This window comes from Roseococcus suduntuyensis (assembly GCF_014196305.1).
Classification (GTDB): Bacteria; Pseudomonadota; Alphaproteobacteria; order Acetobacterales; family Acetobacteraceae; genus Roseococcus; species Roseococcus suduntuyensis.
The window spans coordinates 1,829-19,609 of sequence record NZ_JACIDJ010000007.1 but is presented as its reverse complement, the minus strand read 5'-3'; the positions used below and the strand labels follow the sequence as shown (position 1 = coordinate 19,609).

Here is a 17,781-nt window from a genome sequence, read left to right as displayed (position 1 = left end):
CATTCCGCCGCGATAGCGAAACGAGAGCAAGATGCCCTTTGGCGACCCCGAGGTGGAAGCACCTTCCGCCGCATCCCCGCTGAGCGCCTTCCTTGCCCTGGCCGGGGCGGAGAAATGGCGCTCCCGCGTGCGGGATATCGGGGTCCGGGCTCGGCCTGGTTCGCTTTCCGGCCGGGCGGCGCAGCAGCGCCATGCCCTTGAACTCATCCTTGCCCGGCTGAACAACCCGGCCGTGCTGGCCCGTGCCGGGCGGCATGAGCGACGCGTGCTGGCCTTCGTGCGCGAGGCGACCGAACTCGCCGCCGTGCTGGAGCCCGGGCCGCGCGCCCGCCTGCAACAGCTCATCGGCATGGGGCTGGAGGGGGAGGGGAACCTCATTCCCCTTTTCCACCTGCTCCGCACCGCGGCCCTGCTGCGCCTGCGCGGCTTCGAGGTGCGGCATGACGGGCTGCTGCACGGCACCCCCTATGACCTGATGGTCCAGCGCGAGGGCGCGGTGGCCGAGGTGGTGTGCGAGACGGTTTCGGCCGAGGAAGGCCGCCCCCTGCATCGCGGCCACTGGGCGAGCCTGGTGGACCGTGTGAATCCCGAGCTGCAGACCTGGCTCGCCGCGCATCCCGGCCGCTACATCCTGAAGATGACGCTGCCCGAGGATGTGTCGGAGAAGAACCGCATCGGCGAACTGCATGGCCGCATCTGCGCCATGCTGGCGGCCGAGAAGCGGCAGGATGCCAGCGCGGACGCCGTGCTGAAGCTGGACCCGCTGGTGCTGGCCGGCGCCCAGGCCGCCTCCGACCCCACCCGCGCCCTGCCGGCCCGCCTGCGCGAGCTGTTCGGGCTGGAGGCGCACCTCGCCGTCACGGCGGACCCGGCCAGCGGTTCCGTCATGGTCATGGCGGCGCGCGCCGGCCGCGAGAACGACATCGCGACCGCCGCCAAGCGCCGCCTGGCCCAGGCCGCGACGGCGCGCCTGTCCGGCCGGCATCCCGGCCTGCTGGCGCTGTTCCTGGACGACCTCGACGCCGCCGAATGGCACGGGTTGCGCGACACGCTGGAGCTGGAGGGGGTGGTGCGCCGCTTCCTCACCGAGGCCGAGGCCAAGCCCGTGGTCGCCGTCACCTGCGCCACCCGCCAGGAATTGTTCGGCCTGCCCGATTGCGCCCCGGAGGGCGAGCTGCGCTTCCGCAACCCGAGCCACCCCCAATCGCGCAGCCAGGGGCTGGAGCCCGCGATCAGCTCGGCGGGCGACTGAGAGCGACGCTCAGCGTCCCGTCGCTTTCCAGGATCACGGCCTCGGCCTCGGCCAGATCACGGCCGCCCTCCGCGCGGATCGCGCTCAGGATTTCCTCCGCGGTGATACGTTCGGCGCGCATGGCGCCGGGGCAGGGCGCGCCGTGCCGCAGCAGCAGACGGGGCTCGGAGCGGATCAGCCGCGCGAAGCGGCCCGAACGGACCGAGGCCCAGGTGACCGCGAACTGCATCACCACCAGCAGCGCCAGCGCCGCCAGCCCCTGCGCCAGCGGCACGGATTGCTGCACCAGGATGGCCGAGAAGGTGGAGCCCAGCGCCACCGTCACCACCAGGTCGAACGCATTCAGCTTGGCCAGGGTGCGCTTGCCCGAGACACGCAGGAACAGCACCAGGCAGGCATAGGTCAGGACGCCCACGACCAGCGTCCGCAGGATTCCGTCCCAGCCCTGGAAGAACATCTCGGCCATGGGGCTTCAGCGGCGCGGGGCCGCGGGGGTTGCAGTCCTCAGTAATCGCCGAAGCCGCGGATGTAGAGCACCACGCCCGCGCAGAGGGCGAAGAGCACCACCCCCAGCGCCACTGGCGCCATGCGCGGCTGGCGCGTGCCGGCGGGCATGGGCTTGGTGCCGATCATCATCGCCCGCACCAGGTCATGGCCCGGGAACAGCCGGTACCAGGCGATGGCCATGATGTGCAGCACGATCACCGCGAAGATCACGTTGATGGCGCGGATATGCACCCAGGTCGCCCAATCCTGCGTCTCGGGGCTGACCTGCCGGGCCAGCGGGCCATAGGTGAAGATCTGGTCGTAGACGAAGAGGCCGCTCGCCGCCTGGACGAACAGCAGCGGCACCAGCAGCGCCACCATCCAGGCGCCGGCGGGGTTGTGGGTGAGTTCCCGGTCCGGCCCTGTCTCGCGCCGCAGCTTGCCCAGGTGGCGAAGCGCCGCGGCGGGGGTGCTGAGGAAGGTGCGGAAGCGCGCGGGCTCGGACCCCACCAGCCCCCAGAGGATGCGGAAGCTGACCAGCGTCAGCAGCGCATAGCCCGACCACTGGTGCCAATCCATGCGGTGCGCCCGCGCGGTCAGGTAGGAAAAGGGGATGAGGAAGACGATGGACCAGTGCCAGAGCCGGATCCAGCCATCCCAGACCCTGACTTCGGTCTCGGGCGCGGGGGTCCGGGGGTCTGTGTCGTTCATCTTCGGGCCTCGGCCTGGGATCAGGGGGTGATGTGGGATCAATCCCGCAGGGGCATAGCCGAGGCAAGCGGATTTCGGGCAGTTTGGTCGCGTGTTCCCCGATTCCCCCCTGATGGATCACCCGGCCGGCGCACCGCTGCTGGCGCTCTGCACGGCGCTGCTCTGGGCGGTGATGCTGCGGCGCGGGCGCTGGGCGGCGCTGGCCCTGCCGTTGGGCGCGCTGCTGGGCTTCGCCTGGGTGATGGGCGGGTTCAGCGCCTCGCCCCGCCAATTGCCGGAACGCCTGCCGCTGCTGGCCCTGGGCGCCTTGTTGCTGGCCCTGCCGCTGGCGCTCGGCGCGCGCGGCCTGGTCGCGGGCGGGCTGGTGCTGCTGGGGGGTGTGGCGACGGGCTGGTGGATGGCCGGCGCCCCGCTCACCGAGGCCGATCTGCGGCGCGTCATTCCCGTGCTGGTGCTTCTGGGCCTGCTGGTGCCGCTGCTGCACCGCGCGGCCGCGGGCCCCTGGCGGGCCACGGTGGCGGCGGTGGCGCTGGCGGCGGGGCTCTGGGCGGCGGGCACGCCCGGGCCCTGGCTGCTGCTGGCGCTGGTGCTGCTGGGGGCGGGGCTGCCGCTGTTCTTCCTGGGGCAACCGCTGCCTGAGGCCGCGCTGCTGCCCTTCACGGTGCTGCTGGCGGCGGTGCTGGCGGGCGGGCTGCTGATGCGCGGCGCGCCGGCCGACTGGATGGCCGCGCTGGCGCCGCTGGGCGCGCTGCTGCTGGGTGCCGCGCCCGCTGGCCATCGCGGCGCCTGGCAGGCGCCTGTCCTGCTGCTGGCCGCCGCCCTGCCGGGCGTGGCCCTGGCCTGGCTGCTGCGCTGAGCGCGGCGCGTCAGTGCGTTCCGGCGGCCTCCAGCCGGTCCAGATAGGGGTCGAGTGCCATGGCGAAGCGCACGATGGTGCCCACCAGCGCCACGGCGGTGGGCTGTGCCGGGGCGTCCAGTTCAAAGGTGAGCTGGTGGTCGGGCGTGAGGCGCAGGCGCCAGCCCTCCGGCAGTTCCGGCGGCAGGGTGGCGGCGGCGGCGAAGGAGCGGCTGCGGGCCTGCCCCTTGTCCACGGTGGAGGGGATACGGCCCGCGAGGGCGCGCAGCTGCAGCTTCTCATCCTTCCATTCCGCCTCGCAGCGACGGCCGCGCCAGGCGAAGCGCAGCGCGGGGCGGAGCCCTGGCGCGCGCGGAGAGAGCGTACCGTCCTGCCCGACGGCGAAGGGGCCAAGTGTGATCATGCGACAAGCTTGCCCGCCGCCGGTTAAGGGAGGATAAACCGCGCCCATGTCCCTCCGAAACAGCCTCTCGCTCGTCCTGGCACCCCCGCATCCGGCGGGGCGCCCCTTCATCTATGGCGGCGCCGCCGTCGCCGTGGTGGGGGGGCTGATCCTCGGTTCCTGGCTGTTCTGGCTGGGCGCGCTCTTCACGGGCTTCTGCCTGTACTTCTTCCGCGACCCGACGCGCGTGCCGCCGCCCCGGCCGGACCTCGTGCTCGCGCCCGCCGATGGCAAGGTGGTGATGGTGGGCCTCGCCGCCCCGCCGGCCGAGCTGGACATGGGCACGGCGCCGGTCTGGCGCGTGGCCATCTTCCTCTCGGTGCTGGACGTGCATGTGAACCGCAGCCCGGTGGCGGGCCGGGTGGCGCGCATCGCCTACCGCCACGGCGCCTTCGTGGACGCGAGCCTGGACAAGGCCAGCGAGAACAATGAGCGCAACGCGCTGCGCATAGACCTGCCCGATGGCCGGGTGGTGGGCTGCGTGCAGATCGCGGGGCTGATCGCGCGGCGCATCGTATGCACGGCGCGCGAGGGCGACATCATCGCCGCCGGCGAGCGCTTCGGCATCATCCGCTTCGGCAGCCGCACCGATGTCTACCTGCCCGAGGGCGTGCTGCCGACCGTGCTGGTGGGCCAGACCATGATCGGCGGCGAGACCATCCTCGCCGACCTGCGCGCTTGATCCGCGAGGGGCTGCGCGGCCGGCTGCGGGGCCTGGCGCCACGGCAGCGCCCGCGCTTCAGCGGGCCGTCCTTCAACCGGCTGATCCCGAACCTGCTGACCATGATGGGGCTCTGCGCGGGCCTCGTCGCCATCCGCTTCGCGCTGGAGGGCCGCTTTGGCCATGCGGCGGCCTTCATCGTGGTGGCCGCCGTCATTGACGGGCTGGACGGGCGCATCGCCCGGCTGCTGAAGGGCACCTCGCGCTTCGGCGCCGAGTTCGACAGCCTGAGCGATTTCCTCTGCTTCGGCGTGGCGCCGGCCCTGGTGCTCTATCTCTGGACCATGCAGAGCGTGGGGCCCTGGGGCTTCATCCCCTGCGTGCTGTTCGCGGTGTGCAGCGCGCTGCGCCTGGCGCGTTTCAACGCGGCCTCGATCGCGGAGCCGGGCGTGGTGGAGGCGCCCAAGCCGGCCTACGCCTACAACTTCTTCACGGGCGTGCCCGCGCCGGCCGGGGCGGGGCTGGTGTTGTTCCCGCTGTTCGCCTGGCTCGCCTTCGCCGATTGGGGTTGGCCGGCCACGGCCGCCGCCATCCGCCATCCGATGGTGGCGGCCATCATGCTGTTTGTGGTGGGGGGGCTGATGGTCAGCACGCTGCCATCCTGGTCCTTCAAGAACTTCAAGATTCCCGCGAAGCTCGTGCTGCCCCTGTTCCTGGGCGTGGGCGCCTATGTGGCCTTCCTGGTGACCGAACCCTGGGCCGCGCTGGCGCTGGGAGGGCTGATCTACACGGGTATGTTGTTCCTCTCCGCACGCTCCTACCGCCGGCTGCGGCGGGAGGCGGAGCAGATGCGGGGCGAGACGGCGCCAGCCGCGTGAAGCGGCCCGCATGAAGCTGCCCACATGAAGCTGTTGGGCGCGCGCCTCGCGGCCGGGCCCTTCACGGCCCTGCCCGAGGGCGCCTTCGGCCTCTGCCTCGACCCGCATGCGCCCAACCGCGACGCGGCGGCCCTGACGCTGGACATCGTGGATTTCGGCCTGCCCGACCCGGCGGCGCTGCGCGCCACGCTGGACGCGCTGAAGGCCGCGATGGCGGCGGAGCCGGAGCGCCTGTTCTACCTGGGCTGCAAGGCCGGGCTGGGGCGCACGGGCACGGTGCTGGCCTGCCTCGCCGCCGAATGCGCTGTGGAGGAAGACCCCGTGGAATGGGTGCGCGCGCGGCATGACGCGCGTGCGGTGGAAACCCCCGCGCAGGAGGAATTCGCGCGGGGCTGGGCGGCCCGCCCCCGGGCCTGAACCCTCAGCTGTTGATGATGCTGAGGTCCGGCGCGTCCGGGTGCTTCATGCCAACGATGTGGTAGCCGCAATCCACATGGTGCACCTCGCCGGTGACACCGGTGGAGAGCGGGCTCAGCAGGTAAAGGCCCGCGCCACCCACCTCGTCCAGGCCCACATTGCGCTGCATGGGCGCGTTGTACTGGTTCCACTTCATGATGTAGCGGAAATCGCCGATGCCCGAGGCGGCCAGCGTCTTGATGGGCCCCGCGCTGATGGCGTTCACCCGGACGCCGTCAGCGCCGAGGTCCGCCGCCATGTAGCGCACACTGGCCTCCAGCGCGGCCTTGGCGACGCCCATCACATTGTAGTGCGGCACCCATTTCTCGGCGCCGAGATAGGACAGCGTCAGCAGCGATCCGCCCGGCCCCATCAGCGCCGCCGCCCGCCGCCCGGTGGCCGCGAAGGAATAGCAGGAGATGTCGAGCGCCTGCAGGAAAGCCTCGCGCGGGGTGTCGAGGAAGCGGCCGCGCAGGTACTGCTTGTCCGCGAAGCCCACCGCATGGACGAAGAAGTCGAGCTTGCCCCAGCGCTTCTCTATCTCGCCGAAGGCAGCGTCGATCTGCGCGTCGTCGCCCGCGTCGCAGGGCAGGACGATGTCGCTGCCCACGCTGGCCGCCAGCGGCCGCACGCGCCTTTCCAGCGCCTCGCCCATGTAGGTGAAGGCAAGCTCGGCGCCCTGCGCCGCCACGGCGCGGGCGATGGCCCAGGCGATGGAACGGTCATTGGCCACGCCCATGATGAGGCCGCGCTTGCCCTGCATCAGCGTTCCGGTCGGCAGGGGGGCGTTGGCGTCTTCCGTCATGGTCGTCCGGTCAGGAGGTTGCGGGGCGTGGGGGGTGGTGGCACATGCCCCTTGACCGGGCAAGGCCCCCCCGGACCCCACCCTGGGCCAGGACAGGCGAGCAGGCATGACCGACCCCTATGCGCTTTTCGCGGAATGGCTGGCGGAAGCGACCAAGACCGAGCCCAATGACCCCAATGCCATGTGCCTCGCCACCGCAACCCCTGATGGCAGGCCCTCGGCGCGGATGGTGCTGCTGAAGGGGCAGGATGCGCGGGGCTTCGTGTTCTACACCAACCTCGAATCCCGCAAGGGCGGCGAGCTTGCGGCGAACCCCCATGCCGCGCTGTGCTTCCATTGGAAGACGCTGAGCCGCAGCGTGCGCGTCGAGGGCAGCGTCGAGGCCGTGACCGATACGGAGGCGGATGCCTACTACGCCTCCCGCCACCGGTCCTCGCGCATCGGGGCCTGGGCGTCGCGCCAGTCGCGCCCGCTGGAAGGGCGCTGGGCGCTGGAGAAGGCCGTCGCCGAATACACGCTGAAATTCGGCCTGGGCGAGATTCCGCGGCCGCCGCACTGGTCGGGCTTCCGCATCCTGCCCGCGCGCATCGAGTTCTGGCGCGACATGCCCTTCCGCCTGCACGAGCGCCGGGTCTTCCTGGCCGAGGGCGGGGCCTGGCGGGAAGAGGCCCTCTACCCCTGATGGCCGCCCCCGCCGCGCAACGGCAGGTGGCGGAATTCCTGGCCGGGATCACCGGGCAGGGTGTCGTGGAGACGCATATCTCCCTCGTCTTCCTGGGCGAGGGGGAGGTGCTGAAGCTGAAGAAGGCCGTGGACCTCGGCTTTCTCGATTTCACTGCGCTGGAGACCCGCGCGCGGCTCATCGCACACGAACAGGCATTGAACGCGCCCAACGCGCCGGGCCTCTATCTCGGCGCCGTGCCGGTGACGCGGGGCGCGGGCGGGCTGGCGCTGGGCGGCGAGGGCGAGGTGCTGGATTGGGTGCTGCGGATGCGCCGCCTGCCGGCCCAGGCCTTCCTCGACGCGCATGGGGCGCTGGACTGGGTGCTGCTCGACCGGATGGCCGATGCGGTGGTCGAACTGCACGCCCGCGCGCCACGCCGCGCGGGCGATGGCGCCATGGATGCCACCCTGGCCGGCAACCGCGCGGCCGGCCTGGCGGCGGGCCTGCCGGAGGCGGAGGTCCGGGCCTGGCACAAGGAGGCGTTGGCGGCGCATGAGGCGTTGCGCCCCTGGCTGGCCCAACGTGCCGCCGCGGGTTTCCTGCGCCGCTGCCATGGCGACCTGCACCTGGGGAACATCTGCCTGCTCGACGGCGCGCCCCACGCCTTCGACGCGCTGGAATTCGACGAGGCGCTGGCCACCATAGATGTGGGCTATGACCTGGCCTTCCTGCTGATGGACCTGGACCAGCGCCAGGGCAGGGCGGCCGCGAACCGGGTGATGAACCGCCATCTGGGCCGCACGGGCGATGTGGCGCTGGTGCGCGGCCTGCCGCTGTGGCTTTCGCTGCGTGCCTTCATCCGCGCCCATGTGGCGGGCAAGCGCGGGCAGGATGGGGTGCCGCTGCTGCGTGCCGCGCGGGCCTATCTGTCGGCCCGGCCGGCGCCGCGGCTGGTGGCGGTGGGCGGCTTGCAGGGCACGGGGAAATCCTGGCTGGCGCGGCGCATCGCCCCCTTGCTGGGGGCCGCCCCCGGCGCGGTGGTGCTGCGCAGCGACGAGACGCGCAAGCGCCTGGCCGGCGTGCCGCCCGAAACCCGCCTGCCAGAGGGCGCCTACACGGCCGAAGCCAACGCCGCCGTCTTCGTCGAACTCCAGGCCGGGGCGCACGAGGCGCTGACCGCCGGCCACAGCGTCATCCTGGACGCCATGTTCCAGCGCCAGGCCGAGCGCGAGGCGGTGGCGGCGCTCCACCCCGACTTCACCGGGCTGTGGCTGACGGCGCCCATGGAGGTGCTGCGCGCGCGGGTGGCGGGACGCCGGGGCGATGCCTCGGACGCCACCCCCGCCATCCTGGAGGCCGCCGCGGCGCGCGACCCGGGGCCCCTCGACTGGCACATCCTCGACGCGACCCATGACTCGGCACCCGATGCGATGAAGGCGCTGGACTTGCCACCCCCGCCCTCGCCATAACCGTTTCAACTCACAAGAGGTTGGGGGACTGAAACCATGGCTTATCGTCGCCTGCTGCTGCCGCTGACCGGCACCGCCGCCGGGGAAGCCGCCTTGGCCACCGCGTTGATGGTGGCCCGTATCTGGAACGCCCACGTCCACTGCCTGCATGTGCGGGTGGACGCGCGCGACGTGGCGCCGCTGGCGGGCGAAGGCCTGTCGGGCGCCATGATCGAGGAGATGATGGCCGCGACCGAGCGCGAGAGCGGCGACCGCGCCTCCCGCGTGCGGGCGCTGTTCGAGCGCTTCGCCGCCGGCTCGGGCGATGTCACCATCGCCAATTCGGCCGAAACGGCGCTGAAGTCGGGCGGGCCCACGCTCTCCTTCGAATCCATCGCCGGTCGCGAGGAGGATGTGGTGGCGCAGCAGTCGCGCCTCTACGACATGGCCGTGGTGCCCCACCCCGAGGCGGGCGAGGATGTCAGCAGCAGCGATGCGTTGCACGCCGTGCTGTTCGACAGCGGCCGGCCGGTGCTGATCGCGCCGCGCGTGGCGCCGGCCAGCATCGGCACCCGCGTCTGCTGCGCCTGGAACGGCACGGGCGAGAGCGCGGCCGCCATCGACGCGGCCCTGCCCTGGCTGCACCGCGCCCAGGCCCGGCGCATTCTCTACGCCGATGAATACCAGCGCCGCGGCCCGCCGGTGGAGGGCATCCTGGCCTATCTGCACTGGCACGAGATCACGGCGGAGGCGCAGCAGTTCAAGCCGGTCACCAAGGATGTGGGGGCGGGCCTGCTGGGCGCGGCGCGGGATTTCAACGCGGACCTGCTCTGCATGGGCGCCTACAGCCATTCGCGCCTGCGCCAGCTCATCCTGGGCGGGGTGACGCGGCATGTGCTGGAGAATGCGGAAATTCCGGTCTTGATGTGCCGTTGAGGCGGTTTCTGCCCTCGCCCGGCACGCGGCTGCGGCTGCGGCTGGCCACGCTCTACCGTGTGGTGCTGCCGGGGGTGCTGGAAGGCCTGGCCGCGCGAATGCGCCGCGAGGGCCGGCTGCCACCCTCGCTCCTAGCCCGCGCCCTCGCGCGGCGCCTCTTCCCAGGGCTGATGCGCTGCAAGGGCGAGGCCGCGCCGCAGCGCCCGTCGGCCGAGGTGATCGCGGCGGCGCGTACCGCCATCGCGCGCTTCGTCCCCACCGAGCCGGATCTCGCGCGGCTGCGGGACCTCGACCTCAACGGGCTGCTCGTCGTTCCCGGGCCCATCACCGCGCGGGGCTTGGCCTGGCGCCGGGCCCAGCCTCTGCTGGAGGCGCCGGTCCGCCGCATGATCCTGGTGCCGTGGCTCGGCCATGGCGGGGCGGAGCGCGTCGCGCTGAACGCCTTCCGCGCGGCCGAGGCGCAGGACGGGCCGGGCCGGACCTTGCTGGTCGTGACCGACAGCCGGCGCGTCGAGGCGCCCGGCTGGCTGCCCGAGGGCGCGCGGCTGCTCGTCCTGGAGGGCGGGGAGGGACTCCTGCTGATGGAGGACCGCGTGGCCCTGGTCGCGGCGCTGGTGCAGCGCCTGCGCCCGGCGGCGGTGCTGAACGTGAACAGCCGGGCGGGATGGGAGGCGCTGCTGCGCCACGGCCGCCCGCTCTCCGCCCTCACGCGCCTTTCGGCCTATGTCTTCTGCGAGGATCATGACGCGCTGGGCCGGCGGGTGGATTACGCCTATCTGCACCTGCGGGCGGTGCTGCCGCACCTGGCCGCCGTCTACAGCGACCATGCGGCCTTCCTAGACGCCTTCGCTGCTGCTCATGCGCTGCCGCCCGACGAGCGGGCAAAGCTGCGCCCCGTGCCCCAGCCCGCCCCCGCCCCTACGCCGCCTCTCGCCCCGCCCGACAAGCCCTTCCGCGTGCTCTGGGCAGGGCGCATCACCGCGCAGAAGGGGCCGGACCTGCTGCCCGCCATCGCGAGGGCCCTGCCCGGGATGCGTTTCGAGGTGCATGGCGCCGGGGCCCGGGATGAGGTGCGGGCCGCGCTGCGCGGCGCTCCGCCTAACCTGACACTTCATGGCTCCTTCGGCGATTTCGCCGCGCTGGGCGCCGGGCGACACCACGCCTTCCTCTATACGGCCCGCTGGGACGGGCTGCCGAATGTGCTGCTGGAGGCGGGGGCAGCGGGGCTGCCCATCGTCACCTCGCTGGCCGGCGGGATCGGCGAGCTGGTGTCCGATGCCACCGGCTGGCCGGTCGCCACGGGCGAGGACCCGGCAGCCTATGTTGCGGCGCTGCGGGCGCTCCGGGCCGACCCCGCCGCGGCGACCGCACGGGCCGCGCGCCTGTCGGCCCTTATCGCGGAACGCCACAGCGTCGCGGCCCATGCGGCGGCATTGCGGGCCGGGTCAGGCTTCCTCTGGGATGGCGCCAGTTGAGCGAGATCGGCGTCATCCTGCCCGTGCATCGCGAGGGGCTGCTCGCCGAGGCCTCCTTCGCCTGCGCGCTCGACGCCGCCCGCGCCGCGGCCGGGCACGGCATTGGCGTGACCATCACCGTTGTGGCTGACCGCGCGGATGCGGCGACCCGTGCCCTGCTGCCCGGCTGGGCCGCACGCGGCGCGACACTCCTGGAGAGCGAGGCGGGCGACCTCGGCCTCGCGCGCAATGCCGCCATCGCCGCCACCCCCGCGCGCTTCATCGCCCTGCTTGATGGCGACGACCTCTGGGCCGAGGGCTGGCTGACTGCGGCGCTGGCGGCCGCCCGGGCCGATCCGCGCCGCATCGTCTGGCATCCCGAGGCTAGCCTTTATTTCGGGGCGGGCGATCCGCGCTGGCTGCTGCACCCCGACATGGAGCATCCCGAATTCGACCCCGCGCAGCTCTGGCTGCGGAATTCCTGGAATGCGCTGTGCTTCGCCCCGCGGGAAATCTTCCTCGACATTCCCTATCGGCCTACCGACCTCTCCGGTGGATTCGGCTATGAGGACTGGAATTGGAACATGAACACGCTGCGGCAGGGCGTGCTGCACAAGGTGGTGCCGGGCACGCTGCATCTGCTGCGGCAGAAGGCGGTATCGCTCGTGCGGAGCACGGCCGCCGCGGGCGCGCTTGTGATCCAGCCGGGGACGGGCTAGGCGGCGCCGTGAACCACGCGCCGCCCGACATCTGCGTCATCCTCACCGCGCACCGGGAGGGGCTTTTGCTGCGGGCCACGCTGGAGAGCGCGGTGGAGGCCATGCAGGCGGCGGCGGCGCGCGGGATCTCCGCCTCCCTGCTCGCGATCGCGGATCGTGCCGACGCGCTGACGCGCGCCATGCTGGATGGCTGCGAGATGCTCGAGGCCGACAGTGGCGATGTGGGCCTGAACCGCAACGCGGCGGTGGCGGCCACGCGTGCCCGCTACATCGCGATGCTGGACGCCGACGATATCTGGGGCCCGAGTTGGCTGGCTGCGGCCTTCGCCGTCGCGGCCGCCGGCCCGCCCGGCGCCGTCTGGCACCCTGAGGCCAATCTCTATTTCGGCCACCATGGGCATGAGCACTGGTTCATGCATCCGGACATGGAGGCACCGGGCTTCGACCGGACGGCCATGGAGTTGTTCAATCCGTGGACCGCTCTGTGCTTCGCCCGGCGCGAAGTCTTCGTAGAGACGCCATACCCAGCCTCTGACGTCGCCGGCGGCTTCGGATTTGAGGATTGGCACTGGAACCTTGCTACGGCGGCGCGGGGTGCGATCCATAAGATCGTGCCAGGCACCTTGCATCTCATCCGCCAAAAGCCGACGTCGCTAATGCGACGCACCTCGGCCGAGGGTGCACTAAGAGGGCCGCCTCCAGAATAGCTATTTATTTTAAGATTTTTGAAATATATTAGTGTTATCTCTATTGGAGATTGGCCCGTTGTGGCCAGTTGTCCCAAAACTCGATCAGTCAGGAGCAAGCAAAATGCATGGTTCCATACTATTTGCCGATAAATTGATTCGTGCATCGGTTGTAGGCGGTGTCGTCCGCCTCACACTCGGCACAGTTAGAGATAATGATATAGTGGCCGACGATACGAGGGGTATTTCGGTTGACGAAAACGGTCGTGCATTTAACGAAGTTGGTCAACTTTTGGTTCCGCTTGTAGCGTTCCCTGGCATCATCGGAGAGCTTCATAGTGTGTTGGAGCAGGCTCGGACACGCATCTCGGAGGCTCGAGACAATAGTCGCCGCCCGGGAGGTGGTGTAGGATCGACAGAGCATGGGGCGTGTAGCGTAGCGCCTGGCTGAGCGGAGCGCCCCAGGCGGCCACTGCGGTGATCCTCGATGGGTTGGGTTGCCGAGACCTGCAAGCCCTAACTCTGGGCCGACCACTGACCGACACAAGATCGCCCTTCGGCAGATGCTGTAGCAGAGCTACGATGCTTCCTGCGGGAGATGATCGAATTTGCCGGCCTGCACCTGATGGACTTGGAGGTGGGCGACGTCACCGGCTTTGTGCATAGCGAGTGCAGCCCGGACCGCTTGGTGCAGCGTAACGGCTATCGGGATCGCGACTGGCAGGCCCGGGCCAGCACCGTCGAGCTTCGGATCGACAAGCTGCGCCGCGGTTCCGATTTCCCTGCCTTTCTGACGCCCTGCCGGACCGCCGAGAAGGCGCTCACGGCGGTGATCCACGAGGCCTGTGTCCATGGCATCTCCGTGCGCTTCGTGGGCGACTTGGTCCGCGCCATGGGCGCGGAGGAAGATCAGCCGCGGCCAAGTCTTGCGCCTCTGCGGCGAGGTCGACGAACGCATCGCGACTTCCTCGTCCGGCTCATGAGGGCGACTGGCCTTGCTTCTGGCTGGATGCCGCCCACACGAAAGTTCGCAAGACTGGTTGCGTCGTCCGCGTTGAGGTGATCATCGTCGTGGGCCTCCAGGCCGACGGGTGGCGCGAGGTCCTTGGCATGGCGGTCGGCAGCTCGGAGGCGGAGTCCTTCTGGCTGGACTTCCTTCGCGCTGCAGATGCGCCTGCAGCCGTCCGCGGCCCTCGCGGCGGACCTTCGCCTGATTGTTCCGCAGGGCGGCAGACGCCTTGTCGGCCAACGCCGCGTTCTCGGCCAGCGTCGCCTCGATCTCCTTGAATGCGAACAGTAGCTGCTCCTCCGGCAGCCGCTCCGACTTCTGCCCGAACTGCCGGCGCTTCAGCTTCAGCAGCACGTGCTGGAGGCGCTCATTCTGGCTCGCCAGCGCATCGCGCTCGGCGCTGAGCGTGGCAACCAGCGCCCGTGTCTCAAGCAGCAGCGCGCAGCGCCGCGGCATCCTCCTGCGAGCTCGGAGTGTCGTCTCCCGCGGCGCGCATCGCAACGCGGAGTCTATGCAGGCGCGTTCAGCCTGAAAATCTCCCGCAGCGTCTGGACGCGACGCCAGTCGATGCCCTCGAACGGAGCGGCGAACTTCATCGGCGTCAGGCGCAGCACGCCATCCACCACCGGTGGCCAGCGAAACGCTCCGCCCACCAGTTACTCCTGATTAGCACCAAGCCCCTGCATCCCAGACCAGGATCTTGATCCAGTCGGCGCGGTGCGAGCGGAACACCAGCACCGCCCCCGAGAACGGATCTGCCTCCAGTATCTCGATGGCCAGCACCGCCAGGTTGTGCGCGCCCTTGCGGGAGTAGACAGGCTTTGTCGTCAGCAGGATCCGCGAGCCACCAGGTGGCGCGATCATGCCGCCGAAACCCGGATCGCGCGCAGCACTGTCGTCAGGAACTCACCGTCCGTGCGGGGCGCGACGCACAGTACCTCACCGGCCAGCTTGACCTCGATCGAGGGCTTGGCGCGGGTGAGTGTCGTCACCGGCTCTGGCGACGACGGGGCCAGCGTCTTCGCCACCATCGGCACGAAGGCTGGCTCCGCCGGTACCGTGGCCACCGCCAGCGCCTTGTGCGCCTGCCGGCGCAAGCGTCGAACGCCTGCTGCGGACTGACCTGCCAGCGCCGCGCCACTTCGGTCACCACCGAGCTTGGCTGCGCCGCCTCGGCGATGATCCGCGCCTTGTCATTGTCCGACCATCGCTGCCGCCGCCCTGGGCCCGTCGTACATAGAATATTCAGAAAATTGGACTATCAAAATGCGTATTCTTGCATCCAATACGACAAATTAAATCAACTTAGTTCTTGAAGGGCTAAAGATATGCAGATTGATCTCTCACTCGCCTCCTGCGTTCTGACTGGAACGTGCACAGCGTGTGGGGCTTGTAATACATTTGTGCCTGGGCAAGGAGGGCCCAGTGACTATATCCCTGAAGCTGCTCCGGAAGATGTTCGAAACATACTTTGGGAGGTCGGCGCGGTTACAACATGGTGGACCGGGGGCAGAATTTCCCAACCTACGGTGATCACTTTTGCTATCGGTGGGGCATCCGACCGCGTAGCGATGGAGGAGATGCCATGGACGCGCGATTGGCGCGACACATGGGGTGTAACTGAACACTACGAAAACTTCGGTGAAGGCCTTAAAGCGGCAATTCGCGCTGCAGCAGAAGTAGTTTCAGCTTCCTCTGGGCTGAAATTGATTGAAGTTTCTGACACTGATATTGCCGATATTTCTTGGCATATGACAGAAATTGCAAACATGAAGGGTGTAAATCCTTCCATTATGCCGGGGAATTTCTCAGCAGCTGGAACAATATTTTTTAATACGGTGTATAGTAACTATTATGAAACACTTGGATTTCGGCCGGGTGAGCGTGGTTTCGGGGATATTTTGCACGAATTTGGGCATGTTCTTGGACTCCAGCATGCCGATTTCGGGGTTTACCAAGTCGCGGCCGCAAATGCGCATCGGGGCGCCACCGTGATGACGCACCGCGAAGATCCGACAGGCCGCTTTCCCACCGATTTCAAGCCGTTGGACTTGGCCGGGCTTCGGTATGTCTACGGGACTGAGGAGCAGGAGGCAGCCTTAGGACTGGTGCGTTATCAGTGGCAGCGCGACGGCAGCAACGACGGACTAGTCACGCAGGCATCCGACCGTGGTGGTTTGGTGGTAGGCCTCGAAAAAGGCCCTGATCTCATGGTGGGTGGACTGGCCAATGACACTTTGCGCGGGCGCGGTGGTGACGATATCCTAATTCCAAACGGCGGCAGCGACTTCCTTTCGGGCGGTGAGGGAACCGACTTGATTGGTCTGCCGGGGACCATGCTTGCCGATGTCACGGCGGGAAAGATTCGCGTCGTGAGTTGGGCTTCCGAGAATGGCACTAGTAGCCGCTCGGGCGTCTTGCAGGCAGCAGATGGGTGGCTGCACTTCTTTGAAGACATGGAGGGCCTCGCGCTTAGCGACGGGACGGTGCTCTTCGCGCCTATGGCAAGCCTTTCAACATCCGAAGCTGCGGCTCGTCTTATTCAGATCGGCTTTGGGCGCTACAATAAATGGTGGCACGACAATCATGCGCTTCCTCATCTGGAGAGGGGCACGCCAATTAGCTATCTAGCGGAGGGCTATACAAACGGGAAGTATCCAGGCCTACCGTTGTCGACGGAACCAGGAGCAGCAAGCCCGGTAGCCCAGCTCTGGGCGCGCTTAAATCCAGGTATCGCCGTGCCGACCGCTCTGGAGCTTTGGTATCAGCGCACTGGCAATCTTGGCGCGGTGGTAGAGGCAATCGTGCTGACGCGGCCGGCCGACCTGGCTGACTTTTCCATTGCCCGCCTTCCTACGCACAGTACGGGCACTACCATTGACATGACGGCCAGAGTGCCAACTGGCACGATGGATCATTTGGCACTCCTGTTCGACGCCGTGCTGGGCCGGGCCCCAACCACCCAGGAGGTTGAGTTCCACTATCCGCGCCTCCAATTCGATGGAGTTGCCGCAGCCAAAATTATTGGAGAGTTGGTCCGAAGCGCAGAATTTGATACGGTTGCGCGGTTGGGCGGGCATAATTTTGATCGCACGTTTGGTAGCGACCCTTTGTTGCACAAGTTGGGGCGTATGCCTCTGGACTGGTTTGAAGCACGACAACTTGGTCAAAGGCTTGCCGAAGGTCTTGGTTTGTCAGTTTCGGAACCTGAGCAACTCACCTCGCGCAACGGTGCCCTTGGTTTCACCTTGGGTAGTGTTAGTGCAGTAAATGACACAGTGATGGGATATCGGGGATCTTGGGAAATTAATCGCGTCTGGGGTCTAGCGGGTGATGGTGGCCTTATTATTGAACTGGAGCGAGGTCAGGAGGTTTATCTTCCATCTACTGTTCGCTCTATGAAGCTTCTTGATGGCGTACTTAGCATTAATGCCGGATCGATGTCGGAGGCTTTCTCATGGATGTCTGATCCTTCGGCTGCTTGGGCGGTACGCATTTATGAAAGTGTACTTGGGCGACGCCCGGAAAGTCATGCCATTGCTGAGTTGCTCCGATCTGGCAAGGTGACAATCGATAAGCTCGTGTTTGACGTGGTTCGCTCAGCCGAGTTTGCGGCAAACCAAATGGGTGGACTTTCAACTGAGGATATGGTGGGGCTTGCCTACCGTCGCGCGCTCGGACGAGATCCGACGCCATGGGAGGAGCGGGCTTGGGTACAAGAGCTTAAATCAGGTGTGCACGTAGGGACACTTTTCCACAGCCTGATAGTTTCCCCTGAAGCGGATGCACTTTACGCAGTAAAAGCGTCAGCGTTCTTTGGCGCGGACGAAGCCTCTCTTTTGTTTAGTTCCTCGGGTCTACGCATTGGTACGTCCGATTTTGGTGTGAACCGCGGCTGGAACAGCCAGGATACCACACCGCGCCTCGTTGCAGACGTGGACGGCGACGGCTTCGCCGATTTGGTTGGCTTTGCCGGTGGAGTGTGGGTCGCGCGGGGCGATGGTACTGGGAGATTTGGAGCGCTTCAGAAAGCTTCGGATGCGTTCGGTTGGGCTCACGGATGGGGCTCACAAGATCAGTTGCCTCGACTACTGGCCGACGTAAATGGCGATGGCGCTGCGGATATCATTGCCTTCGGAGTTTCGGGAACCTGGGTGGCACTCGCCAACGGCCAAGGCGGCTTTGGTCAGCGATTCCTAGCCACGCCGGACTTCAGTATGGCCCGCGGCTGGAACAGCCAGGATACCACACCGCGCCTCGTTGCAGACGTGGACGGCGACGGCTTCGCCGATTTGGTTGGCTTTGCCGGTGGAGTGTG

General features: G+C 68.2%; 20 protein-coding genes and 2 pseudogenes. 13 read left to right on the top strand and 9 right to left on the bottom strand.

What is annotated here, in order from left to right:
- Positions 1-31: 31 nt before the first annotated feature.
- Entirely contained in the window at positions 32-1,252 is a 1,221-nt protein-coding gene (locus tag GGQ83_RS16740) for a hypothetical protein (RefSeq protein ID WP_184386120.1), read from the top strand.
- Here GGQ83_RS16740 and GGQ83_RS16735 read toward each other — a convergent pair.
- Together GGQ83_RS16735 and GGQ83_RS16730 are read right to left on the bottom strand one after the other, a co-directional pair.
- A complete protein-coding gene (locus tag GGQ83_RS16735; RefSeq protein ID WP_242535185.1) occupies positions 1,233-1,718 on the bottom strand; it encodes a DUF421 domain-containing protein in 486 nt (161 codons plus the stop codon). The two genes, GGQ83_RS16740 and GGQ83_RS16735, sit on opposite strands and share 20 nt — an antisense overlap.
- 38 nt (positions 1,719-1,756) lie before the next feature.
- Positions 1,757-2,449, bottom strand: a complete 693-nt coding sequence (locus tag GGQ83_RS16730) for a cytochrome b/b6 domain-containing protein (RefSeq protein ID WP_184386118.1) — start codon at positions 2,447-2,449, stop codon at positions 1,757-1,759.
- 112 nt (positions 2,450-2,561) lie between these two features.
- On the opposite strand from GGQ83_RS16730, the gene GGQ83_RS16725 reads away from it, so the two are divergent.
- A complete protein-coding gene (locus GGQ83_RS16725; RefSeq protein WP_184386116.1) occupies positions 2,562-3,305 on the top strand; it encodes a hypothetical protein in 744 nt (247 codons plus the stop codon).
- Positions 3,306-3,315: 10 nt separating this feature from the next.
- Here GGQ83_RS16725 and GGQ83_RS16720 read toward each other — a convergent pair whose 3' ends face one another.
- Entirely contained in the window at positions 3,316-3,708 is a 393-nt protein-coding gene (locus GGQ83_RS16720) for a hypothetical protein (protein ID WP_184386114.1), read from the bottom strand.
- Positions 3,709-3,754: 46 nt separating this feature from the next.
- On the opposite strand from GGQ83_RS16720, the gene GGQ83_RS16715 reads away from it, so the two are divergent.
- From GGQ83_RS16715 to GGQ83_RS16705, 3 genes are read left to right on the top strand one after another with little or no spacing between them, the layout of a single operon-like run.
- On the top strand, positions 3,755-4,429 hold the full coding sequence (locus tag GGQ83_RS16715) for a phosphatidylserine decarboxylase (RefSeq protein WP_184386112.1): 675 nt from the start codon (positions 3,755-3,757) through the stop codon (positions 4,427-4,429).
- The gene (locus tag GGQ83_RS16710; protein WP_184386110.1) at positions 4,426-5,286 is read left to right on the top strand and encodes a CDP-alcohol phosphatidyltransferase family protein; all 861 of its coding nucleotides are present in this window, start codon (positions 4,426-4,428) and stop codon (positions 5,284-5,286) included. Before GGQ83_RS16715 ends, GGQ83_RS16710 begins: the two co-directional genes overlap by 4 nt.
- Positions 5,287-5,310: 24 nt before the next feature.
- Positions 5,311-5,703, top strand: a complete 393-nt coding sequence (locus GGQ83_RS16705; RefSeq protein ID WP_184386108.1) for a protein-tyrosine phosphatase family protein — start codon at positions 5,311-5,313, stop codon at positions 5,701-5,703.
- Between the two features lie 4 nt (positions 5,704-5,707).
- On the opposite strand, the gene fabI is transcribed toward GGQ83_RS16705, so the two are convergent.
- Positions 5,708-6,547, bottom strand: coding sequence for an enoyl-ACP reductase FabI (fabI, locus tag GGQ83_RS16700; protein ID WP_184386106.1), 840 nt, complete (start codon positions 6,545-6,547; stop codon positions 5,708-5,710).
- Between the two features lie 106 nt (positions 6,548-6,653).
- Between fabI and pdxH the strand changes: the two genes are divergently transcribed.
- The 7 genes and pseudogenes from pdxH to GGQ83_RS16665 all read left to right on the top strand — a co-directional run.
- Positions 6,654-7,229, top strand: a complete 576-nt coding sequence (gene pdxH, locus GGQ83_RS16695) for a pyridoxamine 5'-phosphate oxidase (RefSeq protein WP_184386104.1) — start codon at positions 6,654-6,656, stop codon at positions 7,227-7,229.
- Positions 7,229-8,680 carry a bifunctional aminoglycoside phosphotransferase/ATP-binding protein gene (locus tag GGQ83_RS16690; protein ID WP_184386102.1) on the top strand — a complete coding sequence of 484 codons (1,452 nt, stop codon included), beginning with the start codon at positions 7,229-7,231 and terminating at the stop codon, positions 8,678-8,680. The genes pdxH and GGQ83_RS16690 overlap by 1 nt, the downstream gene beginning before the upstream one ends.
- 36 nt (positions 8,681-8,716) lie before the next feature.
- Positions 8,717-9,595, top strand: coding sequence for a universal stress protein (locus GGQ83_RS16685; RefSeq protein WP_184386100.1), 879 nt, complete (start codon positions 8,717-8,719; stop codon positions 9,593-9,595).
- Entirely contained in the window at positions 9,592-11,070 is a 1,479-nt protein-coding gene (locus GGQ83_RS16680; RefSeq protein WP_184386098.1) for a glycosyltransferase family 4 protein, read from the top strand. The genes GGQ83_RS16685 and GGQ83_RS16680 overlap by 4 nt, the downstream gene beginning before the upstream one ends.
- Positions 11,067-11,768: a glycosyltransferase family A protein gene (locus tag GGQ83_RS16675; RefSeq protein WP_184386096.1), complete on the top strand. Its 702-nt coding sequence runs from the start codon at positions 11,067-11,069 to the stop codon at positions 11,766-11,768. The genes GGQ83_RS16680 and GGQ83_RS16675 overlap by 4 nt, the downstream gene beginning before the upstream one ends.
- A gap of 8 nt (positions 11,769-11,776) precedes the next feature.
- Positions 11,777-12,475: a glycosyltransferase family A protein gene (locus tag GGQ83_RS16670; protein ID WP_184386094.1), complete on the top strand. Its 699-nt coding sequence runs from the start codon at positions 11,777-11,779 to the stop codon at positions 12,473-12,475.
- Positions 12,476-13,043: 568 nt separating this feature from the next.
- A pseudogene (locus GGQ83_RS16665) lies at positions 13,044-13,654 on the top strand (transposase); the annotation flags it as partial.
- 16 nt (positions 13,655-13,670) lie between these two features.
- On the opposite strand, the pseudogene GGQ83_RS20440 reads toward GGQ83_RS16665, so the two are convergent.
- The 5 genes and pseudogenes from GGQ83_RS20440 to GGQ83_RS20435 form a co-directional block, all read right to left on the bottom strand.
- Positions 13,671-13,919, bottom strand: a pseudogene (locus GGQ83_RS20440) (transposase domain-containing protein); the annotation flags it as partial.
- Between the two features lie 53 nt (positions 13,920-13,972).
- Positions 13,973-14,116 (bottom strand): hypothetical protein, encoded by a 144-nt coding sequence (locus GGQ83_RS16655; RefSeq protein WP_184386088.1) that lies wholly within the window; start codon positions 14,114-14,116, stop codon positions 13,973-13,975.
- Positions 14,117-14,129: 13 nt separating this feature from the next.
- The gene (gene tnpB / locus GGQ83_RS16650; RefSeq protein ID WP_184386086.1) at positions 14,130-14,327 is read right to left on the bottom strand and encodes an IS66 family insertion sequence element accessory protein TnpB; all 198 of its coding nucleotides are present in this window, start codon (positions 14,325-14,327) and stop codon (positions 14,130-14,132) included.
- Complete coding sequence (locus GGQ83_RS16645; protein WP_184386084.1) at positions 14,324-14,560, bottom strand: hypothetical protein; 237 nt, start codon at positions 14,558-14,560, stop codon at positions 14,324-14,326. The genes tnpB and GGQ83_RS16645 overlap by 4 nt, the downstream gene beginning before the upstream one ends.
- Positions 14,452-14,706, bottom strand: a complete 255-nt coding sequence (locus GGQ83_RS20435) for a transposase (protein ID WP_375781536.1) — start codon at positions 14,704-14,706, stop codon at positions 14,452-14,454. Before GGQ83_RS20435 ends, GGQ83_RS16645 begins: the two co-directional genes overlap by 109 nt.
- Positions 14,707-15,034: 328 nt before the next feature.
- On the opposite strand from GGQ83_RS20435, the gene GGQ83_RS16635 reads away from it, so the two are divergent.
- On the top strand, positions 15,035-17,781 hold a 2,747-nt coding region (locus GGQ83_RS16635; RefSeq protein WP_221223544.1), incomplete at its 3' end, for a DUF4214 domain-containing protein.

Coding starts and splice junctions, on each gene's coding strand:
- GGQ83_RS16720 (WP_184386114.1), bottom strand. CDS start 3,708: ATGATCACACTTGGCCCCTTCGCCGTCGGGCAGGACGGTACGCTCTCT.
- pdxH (WP_184386104.1), top strand. CDS start 6,654: ATGACCGACCCCTATGCGCTTTTCGCGGAATGGCTGGCGGAAGCGACC.
- tnpB (WP_184386086.1), bottom strand. CDS start 14,327: ATGATCGCGCCACCTGGTGGCTCGCGGATCCTGCTGACGACAAAGCCT.
- GGQ83_RS16735 (WP_242535185.1), bottom strand. CDS start 1,718: ATGGCCGAGATGTTCTTCCAGGGCTGGGACGGAATCCTGCGGACGCTG.
- GGQ83_RS16685 (WP_184386100.1), top strand. CDS start 8,717: ATGGCTTATCGTCGCCTGCTGCTGCCGCTGACCGGCACCGCCGCCGGG.
- GGQ83_RS16740 (WP_184386120.1), top strand. CDS start 32: ATGCCCTTTGGCGACCCCGAGGTGGAAGCACCTTCCGCCGCATCCCCG.
- GGQ83_RS16715 (WP_184386112.1), top strand. CDS start 3,755: ATGTCCCTCCGAAACAGCCTCTCGCTCGTCCTGGCACCCCCGCATCCG.
- GGQ83_RS16690 (WP_184386102.1), top strand. CDS start 7,229: ATGGCCGCCCCCGCCGCGCAACGGCAGGTGGCGGAATTCCTGGCCGGG.
- GGQ83_RS16730 (WP_184386118.1), bottom strand. CDS start 2,449: ATGAACGACACAGACCCCCGGACCCCCGCGCCCGAGACCGAAGTCAGG.
- GGQ83_RS16705 (WP_184386108.1), top strand. CDS start 5,311: ATGAAGCTGTTGGGCGCGCGCCTCGCGGCCGGGCCCTTCACGGCCCTG.
- fabI (WP_184386106.1), bottom strand. CDS start 6,547: ATGACGGAAGACGCCAACGCCCCCCTGCCGACCGGAACGCTGATGCAG.
- GGQ83_RS16725 (WP_184386116.1), top strand. CDS start 2,562: ATGGATCACCCGGCCGGCGCACCGCTGCTGGCGCTCTGCACGGCGCTG.